At 43.1% G+C, this 14,776-nt stretch carries 12 protein-coding genes; 6 read left to right on the top strand and 6 right to left on the bottom strand.

From position 1 onward, the window contains the following. The first annotated feature begins 26 nt into the window (after nucleotides 1-26). From Xhom_RS20445 to Xhom_RS20425, 5 genes are all read left to right on the top strand, one after another. On the top strand, nucleotides 27-581 hold the full coding sequence (locus tag Xhom_RS20445) for a type VI secretion system baseplate subunit TssE (RefSeq protein ID WP_069316004.1): 555 nt from the start codon (nucleotides 27-29) through the stop codon (nucleotides 579-581). A 13-nt stretch (nucleotides 582-594) separates the two neighbouring features. Beyond that, nucleotides 595-2,469 carry a type VI secretion system baseplate subunit TssF gene (gene tssF / locus Xhom_RS20440; RefSeq protein WP_069318436.1) on the top strand — a complete coding sequence of 625 codons (1,875 nt, stop codon included), beginning with the start codon at nucleotides 595-597 and terminating at the stop codon, nucleotides 2,467-2,469. Between the two features lie 21 nt (nucleotides 2,470-2,490). Continuing rightward, nucleotides 2,491-3,534 carry a type VI secretion system baseplate subunit TssG gene (gene tssG, locus Xhom_RS20435; protein ID WP_069316005.1) on the top strand — a complete coding sequence of 348 codons (1,044 nt, stop codon included), beginning with the start codon at nucleotides 2,491-2,493 and terminating at the stop codon, nucleotides 3,532-3,534. A gap of 79 nt (nucleotides 3,535-3,613) precedes the next feature. Continuing rightward, complete coding sequence (gene tssH / locus Xhom_RS20430) at nucleotides 3,614-6,235, top strand: type VI secretion system ATPase TssH (protein ID WP_069316006.1); 2,622 nt, start codon at nucleotides 3,614-3,616, stop codon at nucleotides 6,233-6,235. Nucleotides 6,236-6,260: 25 nt separating this feature from the next. Beyond that, nucleotides 6,261-7,250 (top strand): serine/threonine protein kinase, encoded by a 990-nt coding sequence (locus Xhom_RS20425; protein WP_069316007.1) that lies wholly within the window; start codon nucleotides 6,261-6,263, stop codon nucleotides 7,248-7,250. Nucleotides 7,251-7,558: 308 nt separating this feature from the next. Here the strand turns inward: Xhom_RS20425 and tyrR are convergent, their stop codons facing one another. From tyrR to pspA, 6 genes are all read right to left on the bottom strand, one after another. After that, nucleotides 7,559-9,151 carry a transcriptional regulator TyrR gene (gene tyrR / locus Xhom_RS20420; protein WP_069316008.1) on the bottom strand — a complete coding sequence of 531 codons (1,593 nt, stop codon included), beginning with the start codon at nucleotides 9,149-9,151 and terminating at the stop codon, nucleotides 7,559-7,561. A gap of 150 nt (nucleotides 9,152-9,301) precedes the next feature. Next, nucleotides 9,302-10,372: a YcjF family protein gene (locus tag Xhom_RS20415; protein WP_069316009.1), complete on the bottom strand. Its 1,071-nt coding sequence runs from the start codon at nucleotides 10,370-10,372 to the stop codon at nucleotides 9,302-9,304. After that, the gene (locus Xhom_RS20410) at nucleotides 10,369-11,766 is read right to left on the bottom strand and encodes a YcjX family GTP-binding protein (protein WP_069316010.1); all 1,398 of its coding nucleotides are present in this window, start codon (nucleotides 11,764-11,766) and stop codon (nucleotides 10,369-10,371) included. The genes Xhom_RS20415 and Xhom_RS20410 overlap by 4 nt, the downstream gene beginning before the upstream one ends. 150 nt (nucleotides 11,767-11,916) lie before the next feature. Beyond that, the gene (gene pspC, locus Xhom_RS20405) at nucleotides 11,917-12,279 is read right to left on the bottom strand and encodes an envelope stress response membrane protein PspC (RefSeq protein WP_069316011.1); all 363 of its coding nucleotides are present in this window, start codon (nucleotides 12,277-12,279) and stop codon (nucleotides 11,917-11,919) included. Continuing rightward, the gene (gene pspB, locus Xhom_RS20400; protein WP_069316012.1) at nucleotides 12,279-12,506 is read right to left on the bottom strand and encodes an envelope stress response membrane protein PspB; all 228 of its coding nucleotides are present in this window, start codon (nucleotides 12,504-12,506) and stop codon (nucleotides 12,279-12,281) included. The genes pspC and pspB overlap by 1 nt, the downstream gene beginning before the upstream one ends. A 71-nt stretch (nucleotides 12,507-12,577) precedes the next feature. Beyond that, nucleotides 12,578-13,249 (bottom strand): phage shock protein PspA, encoded by a 672-nt coding sequence (gene pspA / locus Xhom_RS20395; protein WP_069316013.1) that lies wholly within the window; start codon nucleotides 13,247-13,249, stop codon nucleotides 12,578-12,580. Between the two features lie 216 nt (nucleotides 13,250-13,465). Here pspA and pspF point away from each other — a divergent pair, with 216 nt between their 5' ends. Beyond that, entirely contained in the window at nucleotides 13,466-14,503 is a 1,038-nt protein-coding gene (gene pspF / locus Xhom_RS20390) for a phage shock protein operon transcriptional activator (protein WP_069316014.1), read from the top strand. The last annotated feature ends 273 nt before the right edge of the window (nucleotides 14,504-14,776 follow it).

Genomic DNA, 14,776 nt, shown 5'->3' with positions numbered 1-14,776 from the left:
TAATCACAATATCCATAAGGTGACCGATGAATGACAATATAACTTTGCTACATGGCGGCTATCGCTCTCGGAAGCCCCCTGCACGCATCACAGCCAGAGATAGAATGCAACCTTCTTTGCTTGACAGGCTCACGGATAACGAACCTGACAAGAAAAAAGAAACGGTCAACAGCCACCTATTGTCACACAGTGCTCTGCGAAAAAATGTCATGCGAGATTTGCAGTGGCTACTGAACAGCATTAATAGGGAATTCAACCAAGATATTTCCTCTTTTCCAGAAATACGCCGCTCCACTTATAATTTTGGCCTGACGCCATTAGCCGGTAAGAATATATCTGATATTGAATGGAGTGATATCCAAAGTAAGGTCATTGAGGCTATTCACATTTTTGAACCACGCATTATTCCCGATGAACTCCAGGTAAACTGCATTTCCGATATGAAATCACTGTTACTCTATAATGTATTATCCATTGAGATAAAAGGGTTTTTATGGTGTATACCTTGGCCGATTGAGTTTTTGTTCCTAAGTGATATTGATCTGGAAAATGGTTATTTCGCTATGAAAAATGCTGGATAAAACAGGTGAGGACATGAACAACAAATTGTTGGAATATTACAACCGTGAGCTGGTGTATTTGCGTGAAATGGGCAAAGAGTTTGCTGAGCGCTACCCCAAAGTTGCCAATCGTCTGGGAATGCATGGTATTGATGTTGCCGACCCCTATGTTGAACGCCTGATGGAAGGCTTTGCTTTTCTGACTTCCCGTATCCAGTTAAAAATGGATGCCGAATTCCCCCGCTTTTCCCAGTACTTACTGGAGATGTTATATCCAAACTATCTGGCTCCCACTCCCTCAATGGCGATCACTGAACTTCAGCCAGATATCAGTAAGGGAGACATCAGCCACGGTTTTTTAGTACCACGCGGTACTATTATGCTCTGTCAATCGCTGAAGAAAGAGGGGATAACTTTCCAATACGCGACTTCACAAGACGTCGTTTTACAACCACTCAGTTTGCAATCCTTTGAGCTTGGCAAAATCCCCGCTAACATTCCGCTTATGGGATTAAATCTTCACCAATATGGTGCTGTCAGTGCATTACGGATCCGACTTTCCTGTAATGGAAAATTTTTCCTCAACGATTTACATTTGGACAAACTCACATTCTTCCTTTCTGGACCCGATATTCAATCCCATAAATTGCTGGAACTGATGATGGAGCATTCAGTGGGTATGATATGTCATACCGAGGGTATGACACCACAATATCAAGTATTACCTGATATCACCCCTTATCATGAGGGATTCAATGATGAGCAGGCACTTTTGCCTAATGATCCACGTAATTTCAGTGGGTATCGCCAAATCCAAGAGTATTTTGCTTTTCCGGCACGTTTCCGGTTTTTCAGTATTCAGGGTATGCGATCTTTATTGAAGAGTTCTCAAAAAGAGAATGAATTTGAACTGATCTTACTTTTAGACAAAATCGATAAAGAGTTGGAGAGTCTGGTAGATAACTCTTATCTGGCATTGAACTGTACTCCCGTGATTAATTTGTTCCCCAAAATCACCGAATATGTCACCGTTGATGAAAGTACCAATGAATATCATTTGGTCGTGGATAACATCCGCCCACTGGATTACGAAATTTTTTCTGTCCAACGCTTACACGGTATCGATACACAGCACAAAGAAGAACGTATATTCCGTCCTTTCTGGTCAACTAACAGCAATGATCAGGGAAATTACGGCGCGTATTTTTCTCTGCGCCGTGACACTCGGATTTTATCTGAGCAGGCTCATCACTATGGAACCCGTACCGGCTATATCGGTACAGAAACATTCGTTTCCATTGTCGATGAACATCAATCACCATGGCCTAATGAACTCAAATACTTAAGTGCCGACGTCTTATGTACTAATCGTGACTTACCGGCAATATTGCGACAACAAGACATCGACAGTTTTTCCATGCTGGATTCCATTCCTATCAGCAAAATTGATTTTCTTAAAATGCCAACTATCCCACACCCGGCTTTAGCTGAAGGTTCAGTATCATGGGAATTAATTAGCCAACTCAACCTTAACTGTACGAATTTCATGGATAGAAATAAGGAAGAAGGAACTCAGGCACTACGGCAATTATTAAATCTCTATGCCAATCTCGCTGAACCTGCTGTGAAACGTCAAATCAATGGGATACGCCACTGCTCATTAGAGACAATCTGTTGTCGGGTTCCTGAACCCGGCCCAATCGTTTTTGCCCGTGGCATCAGTATTAAGTTGGAAGTCGATGAACAGGAATTTGCTGGCACCAGCCCATGGCTGCTGGGCAGTGTATTAGCGAAATTATTCTCACGTCTGGTAACGATGAACTCATTTATTGAAATGACACTGTACAGCCAACAACGTGGGAAAATTGGCTTTTGGCCTGCTCAGATGGGAAACAAGAAATTAATATAAGAATGGATATAAAAGGCACATATGAGTATGAAAACAGATGTCGTTGCCATTCATCGTGTATGTCGCTTACCAGAGGGTTTCTGGCAACAACTCACTCAAACACCATGGCGATTCGATTTATTCCAGACTCTGCGTCGTCTTGATGCTCAACTCGGGGAGTATTATAGGCTGGGAACGGCTCTATTGCCGAGGTATGAACCTCTACGCTTGGGACAAAAAGCGTCAATGGTATTCGCACCCTCTACGATTTCAGAAGCCTATAAGCGGGAAAATTCTCAGTTATATGAAATTCTTATTTACAGTTTCGGGTTATTTGGCCCCAATGGACCGTTGCCACTGCATCTAACCGAATATACCTACTCAAGGAAATATAATTATCGCGATCCCACTTTGAGTGCGTTTGCTAATTTATTTCATCATCGATTGATACTTCTATTCTACCGTGCCTGGGCTAATGCTCAGCCCACTACGTCATTGGATCGGCCGGATAATCAGCGATTCTGCCATTATTTAGCCTGTCTGAACGGCGTGGGATTGCCTGCTCAGATGAATTTCGAAATTCCCCATAAACATGCCCGTTACGCCCTGTCTGGCCATTTTTCCCGTCAAGGCCATGGAGCAGAAGGATTAGAAAAAATTCTGATCTTTTATTTCAATATATCGGTGAAAATTACCCAGAATATTCCACAATGGCTAAAAATCGAAAAGCAAAACCAAATGCGATTAACCGCAGGGCGTCATATGCCTCGTTTAGGCAAGTCCGTTTTTTTAGGGACAGCGGTATACGATATTCAAAATAAATTCCGCATTGAACTGGGGCCATTAACATGGGAAGAATATAACATGTTCCTACCGAATCAACCGAAATCAAAACAATTACGTGATTGGGTTTATCAGTATTTGGGGATTGAGTACGCATGGGATATCAGACTAATACTGGATAAATCAGCCATAAATGAAATGCGTCTGTCAGAAACAGTAAAATTGGGTATGAATAGCTGGCTTGGGAAGACGACAAGACCAACTCATTACGATGACTTCATTTACCACTATAAATTAGCTTAAAACGAATTCAAATCCTCCACAAACGCTATTGCCAAAATCTAAATCATCCCCATAAACACAACTATCGCGGGTTATATTTATGTCAGAAATCAGCCGTTCTGTGCTCTTTGGTAAACTCAATCGTGTATTATTTACTTCACTGGAAAATGCCACAACATTCTGCAAATTACGCAGCAATCCTTATGTTGAGCTAGTGCATTGGCTACATCAGCTTATGCAGTTACAAGATAGTGATTTACAATTGATTATCCGCCATTTTGCTCTGGATGAACCCAGCCTGACAAAAGATATTATTGAAGCACTGGATCGCCTGCCCCGTGGTGCCAGCACAATTTCTGATCTCTCGGAACATATTGATAACGCCGTAGAGCGTGCTTGGGTATATGGTTCACTGAAATTTGGCGTTGATAAGATCCGCAGTGCGCATTTGCTGATTGGCATATTAAAAACGTTCAATCTGCGTAATGCGCTGAAAGCGGTTTCTCAACAGTTTGAACGGATAAATGCCGATGTTCTGCTCGATAATTTTAACGCTATTTGCGATAGCAGCAAAGAAGCCCAAGAAAATACAGTTCCCTCATCCAACGAGCAGGTAACATCACAACAAACAACAGCTCATAGTGCTTTACAGCAATACGGACAAGAACTGACCGAACGTGCCCGCCATGGCGATATTGACCCCGTATCAGGGCGCGATGAGGAGATCCGCCAGATTATCGATATTCTGATGCGTCGCCGCCAAAATAATCCCTTGCTAACAGGAGAAGCAGGCGTCGGCAAAACGGCCGTCATTGAAGGACTGGCATTGCGGATTGTAGCAGGTGAAGTTCCCCCTCCTTTGCAAAACGTTCAACTCTGGTTATTAGATATTGGTATGTTACAAGCCGGGGCGGGTGTCAGAGGCGAATTTGAATCCCGCTTACGTAAAGTGATTAACGAAGTACAATCAAGCCCAATCCCCATCATTCTGTTTATTGATGAAATTCATACGCTGATAGGTGCAGGGGGGCAACAGGGAACTGGAGATGCTGCCAATTTATTAAAACCTGCCTTGGCAAGAGGGCAATTACGTACTCTTGGAGCAACCACTTGGTCAGAATACAAAAAATATATCGAAAAAGATCCGGCTCTCACGCGCCGTTTTCAAGTCGTTCAAGTCCATGAGCCAGATGAAACCAAAGCGCTGCTGATGCTGCGCAGCCTGGTCAATACTCTGGAAAAACATCACCATGTCCTTTTACTGGATGAAGCTGTCGAAGCTGCAGTGCGCCTCTCTCACCGCTATATTCCTGCCCGCCAATTACCTGATAAAGCAGTGGCTTTACTAGATACCGCTTGCGCCAGAGTTGCTATTAGCCAACATGCAGAACCTCCCCAACTGGAAAATTGTCGTCATCAAATTGACGCCTTGAAGGTCGAACTGGAAATTGCCGAACGAGAGGCTAAAGTCGGCTTCGGCGATCAGCAACGGTCAGAAAATATTCTCAATAAACTCTCCATATTGGAAGAAGAGAAAAATCAGTTGGAAACTCGCTGGCAACAAGAACTCGCTCTGATTGATAAAATTATTCATTTGCGGCTCCAACTTAATGAACAACAGCACGATGATAGCAACACACTCCATATAAAGTTGGCAGAATTGCAACAGCAACTGCAAGCTGCACAGGGAAAAACGCCGCTTATCTTTGCCGCAGTCGATGGTAATGTTGTTTCCGCCGTCGTATCAGACTGGACAGGTATCCCTCTCAGTCGTATGGTAAAAGACGAAATTGATGCAATATTGCAGTTGGCTGATACCCTCAACCAACGTGTCATTGGTCAGTACCATGCTTTGGAACTCATTGCGAAACGAGTACGCACTTCCCGCGCCAAATTAGATGATCCTAATAAACCTGTTGGTGTATTCATGCTGTGTGGCCCCTCCGGTGTTGGTAAGACCGAAACAGCTCTGGCACTGGCAGAAACACTTTATGGTGGTGAACAAAATCTAATCACTATTAATATGAGTGAATTTCAGGAAGCACACACAGTATCCACGTTAAAAGGGGCTCCACCAGGATACGTTGGTTATGGTGAAGGTGGCGTATTGACCGAAGCTGTCCGCCGGCGCCCCTACAGTGTGGTATTACTAGATGAAATTGAAAAAGCTCATCCAGATGTTCATGAGATTTTCTTTCAGGTTTTTGATAAAGGTTGGATGGAAGATGGTGAAGGTCGTCACATTGATTTCCGTAACACCATTATTATCCTGACATCCAACGTTGGAGCCGACTTGGTCAGCTCGCTATGTGTGCAACAAAATCTCATTTCTGATCCGGAAAAACTTAGTACTGAACTGCGGAAACCGTTATTAAAGGTATTTCCTGCCGCCTTACTGGGACGTTTATTGGTTATTCCTTACTATCCATTAAGTGATGAAGTAATGACAAATATCGTTCATCTACAATTGGATAGAATTAAAAAACGCTTATTTGAAAATCACGGTATTACAGCCACATTCGATGATACTATGATTGAACATATCGTCAGCCGATGTACAGAAATCGAATCTGGAGGCCGCATGGTGGATGCTATCTTGACCAATACGCTGCTGCCACAAATCAGTCAACATCTGCTTTCTGCAAGCGCTAATGATCAACAATACCATCAGTTAGCAGTTTCTTTAGAACAAGGTGAATTCCAATTTCAATTCACAAATTAAGTTTATGTTCAGGAGACCGTCCAACATGCTAAATTCTCCGAATAAACGTGCCAACAGTGATCATCCTCCCTTCTACTCACTTCCCATTGGGTACTGTTTCAATGAATTTGAAATTGAAAAAATCATTGGCAGCGGGGGATTCGGCATTGTATATCGTGCTTGGGATCACCGATTGAAACGAACTATTGCTATCAAGGAATATATGCCCTCCTCACTGGTGACACGAAACCAAAACTGGGAGTTGACACTAAGTAGGGAAAGTTTCAAAAAAAGGTTTCAAATTGGGCTGAATAGCTTTCTGCGCGAAGCCCATTTAATGACTTGCTTCGATCATCCATGCTTACCTCATTTCCTTCGGCTCTGGCAAAAAAACCACACTGTTTATATTGCAACGGAGTTTTACAACGGAATAACACTGAAGGCATTGCAGACAACACAACCGGAAATGATAAGTCAGCGCTGGCTCTGTAATATTTTGCCTCCTTTACTTGATGCCATCAATACACTCCATAAGGCAGGTTATCTACACTGTGATATTTCTTTGGGTAATATTTTGATTCAAGAAGATGGCGTGCCCGTCTTACTCGATTTAGGCTCAACAAGGAAAATAACAGAGCGATTGGCTGATGAAATTGAGGTCACGATAAGACCCGGTTTTACCCCCGTTGAACAATACTCTGCCAATGAAAAAGGACAACAAGGCGCTTGGACTGATATCTATGCGCTGGGTGCGACACTTTATACTTTGATTGTTGGCACACCACCACCCGTCAGTATTGTGCGTAATATTGAAGATAATTACCAACCTTTGAGTCAACTTCGTCCTGCGGGTTATTCAAGCGTATTTCTGAGTGCAATCGACTATATGTTGGCTATTCAACCATCAAGGCGCCTAATCACTATTGCGGAATTGGAAACACTGACAAAATCCTTAATGATCACATCATCACTGGCTTCGGCAGTATCTGGCTCACTGTCAAATATACTGACAACCTGCATTCCTCCGATGGATTAAAACTGTCACCACATTATTGTGAATGAATAAACATGATGATATACACAGTATATTCAGCCAGAGATTATCTCTGGCTGAATATTTTCCCAGTCTGCACACACTAAATCCTCTCCATAACCTACCACTAAATAGCCTCTAACCCTGACTGATTCGAAACCAGCCATACACCTTGCTATGTAAGACGTTGACCTGATTGAATCGTATACACTGGCTGTCAGCAAAAACCTGTCTCCTGCCCACAGCCAGTATTATTCACTTAATAATTGGGATAAAGGTTAACCCTGAAAGGACGGTAATAAGCTTGCTGCCTATTCGTCATCTTCGTGCTCAACGAGGTGTTTTTTACCACTCAACCCATATTCACGTAATTTATTAGCGATTGCGGTGTGAGAAACACCCAGTCGTTTTGCCAGCTTACGTGTACTCGGATAGTGGCGATAAAGGCGCGTCAATACAGAACGTTCGAAGCGCTTGCTGATGTCATCCAAAGAACCCACCAGAATATCTTCACTAAATGTCACTTCTGTTTCTAATTCAGGCAGTTGGATATCCTGCGGAGACAATTTGTTACTTTCAAGTTGAGTCAATGCGTGATAGATAGCATTCCGCAGTTGTCTGACATTACCCGGCCAGTGATAACCACACAAAAATTGTTCCAGATCATGAGAAAATTTCGGTTTTTCCAACCCCTGTTCTGCTGCAAAACGCGTCACAAAATAATCTGTCAGTGGCATAATATCTGCCTGACGCTCCCGTAAAGGAGGTAATGTGATAGTCAAGACATTCAGCCGATAGTAGAGATCTTCACGAAACTCCCCTTTCTGTACTAACTCAATTAAATTCTTCTGAGTTGCGCAGATGATCCGAACACTAACCTTTACTTCATTGTCTTCACCAACGCGACGGAATGTTCCATCATTCAAAAAGCGAAGCAATTTGATTTGCATCTGTGGCGACATTTCACCGATTTCATCTAATAAAACCGTACCGCCATTCGCTTGTTCAAAGAATCCTTTTTTACCTTCTAACGCATTCGGATAGGCTCCCGCCGCATAACCAAATAGCTCACTTTCTACAACGTCGTCCGGCATAGAAGCACAATTTAGCCCAAGGAAAGGCTGTTCTCCCCTTGCACTTCGCAGGTGACAAGCTTTGGCAAATTCGTCTTTTCCTGTTCCCGTTTCACCAATGAGCAACAAAGGTGCGTCAAGCATCGCCATTTTACGTGCCTGCTCAACGACATGAACCATTTTAGGGCTGTCGGCAATAATGTGTTCAAAGGCTCCATCATCATTGACAGTCAGTTTTTGAAGTGGTGATTTAACCCGTGACACAGACAGACGAGCAGCAGAACGCAGCATAATCACAGCCCCGACACATCTGACGACTTGATTTTCATCCGTTAGCTGCATGGGAATCAGATCCATCTCATACTCCAACCCTTTGATGGATAAATGTGTCGAATGAGGTTGGTGATGTTCACTTTCAAGCCAACGGAGAAAATTATAATGGCTAATCAGATAGCCGATATTTTTTTGACGAGCCTTTTCTTCACTCAGACCAAACAATGCCAAAGCAGCGGGATTGGCAAGTTCGATATTGCCTTTCATATCAATGGAAAAAATAGGTTCAGGAACCGAACTCAGTAGTGTCCACATCGCCCTGTTTTCTTTCTCTGACGGCATAAAAGCAACCGTCCTGACGTCAATCACACCACTAATGCGGCGTATTTCCGCCATCAATAAACGAAAAGTGTTGAAATCAATTTGAGTAAAATTAAGGTAAATACGACGAGCAGGAGAAATCTCAATTCCTTTCAGGTCAATATTTCGTAAAACCAGTAAATCAAGTAACTCGCGAGTTAACCCAATTCGATCCTGACAAGTAACTTCCAATCGCATTTATTCCGACCTTATTTACACAATGTTCATAACCGTCTGAAATGTTACCTGTTACTGTACGATAGATGAAGCCTTTGTCAGTAAAAGTTGACGATAAAGTAAGGTGTCATTCCAAATTGACAGTAGCCAATATTTAGCTACTGTACTGTTTTATTTATCTTTTTGTGTGCTTTTCGTTTTAACCGATAACGTATTTTTTTTAAGCTGAGTCAGTAATTGGTGACGGAAATCGCCCAGTTTCGGTTTATCTCCGTCAATCCATGGCAAAGGACGACACAGTTCCATTGCCTTAATGCCCAGACGCGCCGTCAGCAGCCCTGCACCAATCCCTTGTGCGGCACGGGCTGAAAGCCGGGCTGCAATATCCTGTGACAGCCAGTCCATACCGACTTCTCTGATTAATTCAGACGCTCCCGCAAAGGCAATATTCAACAATACGAGCCGAAACAAACGAATACGACTAAAATAACCTAATTCAATACCGTAAAGTGTCGCAATACGATTAATAAGTCGAATATTCCGCCATGCAATAAAAGCCATATCTACAATAGCCAACGGGCTGACAGCAATCATCAAAGCAGATTCCGCAGCAGAACGGCTAATCTCTTTCTTGGCCTGTGCATCTACAACAGGCTGAACCAATTGGCTGTATAACATGACAATTTCACGATCATTGTGCGTTTCATGTACTACCGCCTGCCAACGCTGCAAGGCTGGATGCTGTTGCCCGATTCCGGCTTGTTCTGCGATTTTTTCACAAAATTGACGCCCCTGACCAATGCCGTGACTTTGTAATAGTGTTCTCGCGATATCTCGTTCTTCCGTGCGTTGGCGTAAATGGTAAAGACGCCGCCATTCTCTTATCACCGTGCCTATACCCGCAAAAACAATCATGCTACCAGCAGCGGCGACTCCCAGTGCGATCCAATCGTGCTGCTGCCACGATTGGTATATCCACTGTATAAATTGTGCAATGACGCTGATACCTAACAACAATATTGCGCCGGAAAAAGTTTTTCGCCAAAAGCTGCGCTTTGGTTTCAGTGCTGCTTTCACTGCACCTTCAAACTCCCCTTCCTGCTCCTCAGCTTCCAGCTCTGGCATAGCCGGATAGAATTCCTTTTCCTGTCCATTGAATTCTTTTTTCGATTTTAGTGACGGCTCTGATGATGTTTGCACAAGGTCATCAAAATCAATTCTCGGTTTCAAGGGATCGGTCATGTTAATTTGTCTCTCAATAAAAACTCCATCGCACTATCCATGCGGATATGGGGTAACGGTGTGTCAGCATTGATTGGTCGTGGCCGGAATGACTCAAAATTGAACCCTTGTTTTTGCCAGAATTCACTATTCGGCAAACGCTGTGGTACTTCTCCCGGAAAAAATGTCAGCAATTTATCATCTGATTGGCGATTGCCCTTGATAGCTGGGATTTTTTCACCATCATGGATCACAATGCCACTTTCTGTTGCCTGCACAGATGCAAGCCCCACACAATCCATGCTGATCCCTTCAAATGCCGCGTTTTGCCACGCTTCCTGAACTAATTGCTGTAAAAGAGAGACAAGGTTAGCATGTTGATCCGTAGTAATATGATCAGCCTTGCTGGCAGCAAACATTAACTTATCAATGCAGGGAGAAAATAAACGACGAAACAAAGTTCGTTTACCATAGTGAAAACTCTGCATAAGTTGAGTTAATGCGAGTCGCATATCGTTAAACGCTTGTGGCCCGCTGTTCAAAGGCTGTAAACAATCCACCAGAACAATTTGCCGATCAAAACGGAGAAAATGTTCTTTATAGAACCCTTTGACGATGTGATCACAATAATAGGCAAAACGTTCACGCAACATGCCAATGTTGGTATGTTTATCCGCCTTGGCTAATTGAAGTTCCCCGATATGGTCGATAATCGGCCACGGGAAAAATTGTAGTGCGGGGGCGCCTGCTAAATCCCCCGGTAAGACGAAACGCCCCGGTTGAATAAAATGCAGCCCCTGCTGTTTGCACTGATGTAGATAGTCCGTATAAGCCTGAGATATTTTGGCCAGCAGATTTTCATCCGCAGGTGCCAGTGGGTCACATTGTTTACATAATTCCAGCCACGATTTGGCCCAATTCGCTCTTTCTCCTTTCAGCAACCCATTCATATGCCGTGACCATGCCAGATAATTTTGTTCCAGCATAGGTAAATCAAGTAACCATTCACCTGGATAATCGACGATCTCCAGATTAAGGGTGGAAGTTTCTTTAAGATAACGAAATAGGGAACCTTCAGAGCGATAACGTAGCGCCAAGCGAATCTCACTGACTCCACGCGTGGGTACTGGCCAATAAGGAGGAGTATCGTGTAATGCTGCGATATTCTCATCATAAGCAAAACGAGGAATACCAAAATCTCGCTGCGGTACTCGTTTCACGCCAAGTAAGCGTCCATCACGCACAGCAGAAAATAGTGGCAATCTGGCTCCGTTGTGAATATGAAGCAATTGGTTCACTAACGAAGTAATAAATGCGGTTTTTCCACTGCGGCTTAATCCTGTCACCGCCAGCCGCAAATGGCGGTCCATTCCACGATTCACGAGAGCGGTCAGTTCGTTTTGCAACCGTTTCATGTTTCTCCTAAATGAGATACCGTGACTTTTGTTTAATCCGGCCTGTAACTTAATCTGACCTGTAACACCGACAGCATAATTTTGGCATTATCCCCACTGCTACTGGCCAGATCCTGAATAGTAAACTTATGGCTTATCGTTGTTCACTGCCTAGAGCTGGCGAAAACGGCTGTGCACATTGTAAGTTTCAGAAGTTATATAGCGTTCCATCTTACGCAGATGCGCTTCACTCACCTTCAGTTGATAATCGACTTCATCCAACATTTTCTTTGTCGATGGCTCTCTATTTCTTCCTTCTGATAAATATCCCGCTGGCGCAGGATCCATGACAAAGGTCAAAATAATGTAAGCCAATACCGTTATGCCAAATAACCCAAAGAATAACGATAGTACTGTAACGGTGCGGATAAGAGGAATGGGCACGTTAAAATAATTTGCTAGCCCGGCACAAACCCCCTTAACCATCCCCTGCTCTGGCAGACGGTAAAGTTTCCGGTTGTATGTGTTCGACATTATGACTGTCTCCAGTTTGGATGCTCTGCATCAAGAATGTCTTCCAGTGTTTTGATCCTTTCCTGCATACGTCGTGCATTCTCTGTCAATTGTTCCAAACGTTCGATTTCACTGTTCCCTAGCTGCCCCCGGTTGGCGTTCTGGTTGCTATAATGCAACCACAACCAGATTGGTAAAACAAAAAGTACGAAGAGGGTCAGCGGGATCCCAAGAAATATATAACTCATTCTCTTTCCTTAGCTATGCATAACAGAAGTTGTACATGACATATCATCATGCATTACAAATACCATTACCATTATTGTGAATCTTTGATATTCATTTTAGCTTTTAGGGCCGCAAGTTGCTCACTGATTTCATCATCTGCTTTCAATTCTGCAAATTGTTGTTCGAGTGATTTTTGTTTCCCCAACCCCACGACTTCTGCTTCTGCTTCCATATGGTCGATCCGACGCTCAAACTGTTCAAAACGCGCCATTGCCTCATCAATTTTACCGCTATCCAACTGACGTCGCACTTCACGAGAAGATGCCGCAGCCTGATGACGCAGAGTCAAAGATTGTTGTCTCGCACGTGCTTCTGTCAATTTGTTTTCCAGTTCGGTGACTTCCCCTTTAATACGCTCAAGGGTTTCATCCAAAATAGAGAGCTCGTTTGTTAACATCTCAACCAAACTGCTGACTTTTTGTTTTTCAATCAACGCTGCGCGAGCCAAATCTTCCTTATCTTTGCTCAGAGCCAACTCAGCTTTTTCCTGCCAGCTATCGATTTGGCTTTCACCCGCGCTGATACGACGCAGAAGCTGTTTTTTCTCGGCCAAAGTGCGGGCAGAAGTTGAGCGAATTTCCACAAGTGTATCTTCCATTTCCTGAATCATTAAGCGGATCATTTTTTGTGGATCTTCAGCTTTATCCAGCAGAGAAGAAATATTAGCGTTCACGATATCAGCAAAGCGAGAAAAAATACCCATAGTCATAGACCTCTTTCATTAGAATGTATGTATGTTATGTCTGTGTACGATTAAAACGAATACAAGATACACGGTAAGACACTTAATTAAATACAAGATACATGCCAACTTTTACAACCTTCTTATCCAATTGAAATAACTCAATTAATTTATATTTGACTTTTTATCGCAATGGTTTAATGTGGTTAAATTTACCAACTATTGGCGAAAAATACCATGTCTCAGTTCACGGATAACCTATTAGGAGAAGCAAACTGTTTTATTGAAATTTTGGAACAAGTCTCTGCGCTGGCAAAATTGAATAAACCCGCTTTAGTTTTGGGGGAACGAGGAACGGGCAAGGAGCTTATTGCTCGCCGTTTGCACTATCTTTCTCCACGTTGGCAAGGCCCTTTCATTTCGCTAAACTGTGCAACGCTTAATGAAAATTTGCTTGATTCAGAATTATTTGGCCATGAAGCCGGAGCATTCACAGGTGCGCATTCGAAGCATCAAGGTCGTTTCGAACGTGCTGATGGCGGAACACTATTTCTCGACGAATTAGCCACAGCCCCCATGCAGGTACAAGAGAAACTACTGCGCGTCATTGAATACGGATATCTGGAGCGCGTAGGGGGTAATCAGTCGTTACAAGTGGATGTTCGTTTGATCTGTGCAACTAACGAAGACCTTCCCGCTCTGGCTGCTTGTGGGAAATTCAGGGCTGATTTACTCGACAGGCTTGCATTTGATGTGGTTCAAATCCCCCCGCTACGTCAACGGAAACAAGATATTATGCTACTGGCACAGCACTTTGCGATTCAGATGTGTCGTGAATTGAACTTGCCATTTTTCCCCGGATTTACCGACGAAGCTAAACAACAATTACTTTCTTATCACTGGCCCGGCAATGTGCGTGAATTAAAGAACGTAATAGAGCGCTCCATTTATCGGCACGGAGATAATGAAAGCGAGTTAAATACTATTATTATCAATCCGTTTACATCATCACAGATGGATGCTGCAGAACCTGCTATCTCATTATCCAGTAATGGTGAAATATCTACTGACGGTGAAATGACCAATTACTCCCTTCCCAAACTACCTCTCAATTTAAGACAATGGCAAAATGACAACGAAAAGATTTTGATTATGCAGGCATTGACAGAAAGCCAATTCAGTCAGAGAAAAGCAGCTGACAGGCTCAATTTGACTTACCACCAGCTACGTGGGTTAATTAAAAAACACCATATCAATAGCCATGTGGATGATTAATAGATAAAAAAATAGCCAGCACCCGAGCTGGCTAATAAAAATACTGGAAGCAATGTGAGCAATGTCGTGCCTTTCATTGGATTACCTATTTGATATCGCATACCGACTTGATATCGCATAGTGTCTCCCCCGATAGCACGATTCAAATGATAATACTTCTCAATGCGATTTGTAAAGTGTTTTATTGAGAATTTTTCTCATCGTCAATTCTGAGTGTTGATTTTGAGCAAAAAGCGTTAATTAAGTTACAATGGCCAAACTCTTTTTTATGAA

The organism is Xenorhabdus hominickii (assembly GCF_002632725.1).
GTDB classification, from domain to species: Bacteria; Pseudomonadota; Gammaproteobacteria; order Enterobacterales; family Enterobacteriaceae; genus Xenorhabdus; species Xenorhabdus hominickii.
This window is presented reverse-complemented; position numbering and strand designations above follow the sequence as displayed.

Bases quoted from the DNA above. Each gene is read 5' to 3' on its own strand.
- Xhom_RS20445 (WP_069316004.1), top strand. From the start codon at position 27: ATGAATGACAATATAACTTTGCTACATGGCGGCTATCGCTCTCGGAAG.
- tssF (WP_069318436.1), top strand. From the start codon at position 595: ATGAACAACAAATTGTTGGAATATTACAACCGTGAGCTGGTGTATTTG.
- tssG (WP_069316005.1), top strand. From the start codon at position 2,491: ATGAGTATGAAAACAGATGTCGTTGCCATTCATCGTGTATGTCGCTTA.
- tssH (WP_069316006.1), top strand. From the start codon at position 3,614: ATGTCAGAAATCAGCCGTTCTGTGCTCTTTGGTAAACTCAATCGTGTA.
- Xhom_RS20425 (WP_069316007.1), top strand. From the start codon at position 6,261: ATGCTAAATTCTCCGAATAAACGTGCCAACAGTGATCATCCTCCCTTC.
- tyrR (WP_069316008.1), bottom strand. From the start codon at position 9,151: ATGCGATTGGAAGTTACTTGTCAGGATCGAATTGGGTTAACTCGCGAG.
- Xhom_RS20415 (WP_069316009.1), bottom strand. From the start codon at position 10,372: ATGACCGATCCCTTGAAACCGAGAATTGATTTTGATGACCTTGTGCAA.
- Xhom_RS20410 (WP_069316010.1), bottom strand. From the start codon at position 11,766: ATGAAACGGTTGCAAAACGAACTGACCGCTCTCGTGAATCGTGGAATG.
- pspC (WP_069316011.1), bottom strand. From the start codon at position 12,279: ATGTCGAACACATACAACCGGAAACTTTACCGTCTGCCAGAGCAGGGG.
- pspB (WP_069316012.1), bottom strand. From the start codon at position 12,506: ATGAGTTATATATTTCTTGGGATCCCGCTGACCCTCTTCGTACTTTTT.
- pspA (WP_069316013.1), bottom strand. From the start codon at position 13,249: ATGGGTATTTTTTCTCGCTTTGCTGATATCGTGAACGCTAATATTTCT.
- pspF (WP_069316014.1), top strand. From the start codon at position 13,466: ATGTCTCAGTTCACGGATAACCTATTAGGAGAAGCAAACTGTTTTATT.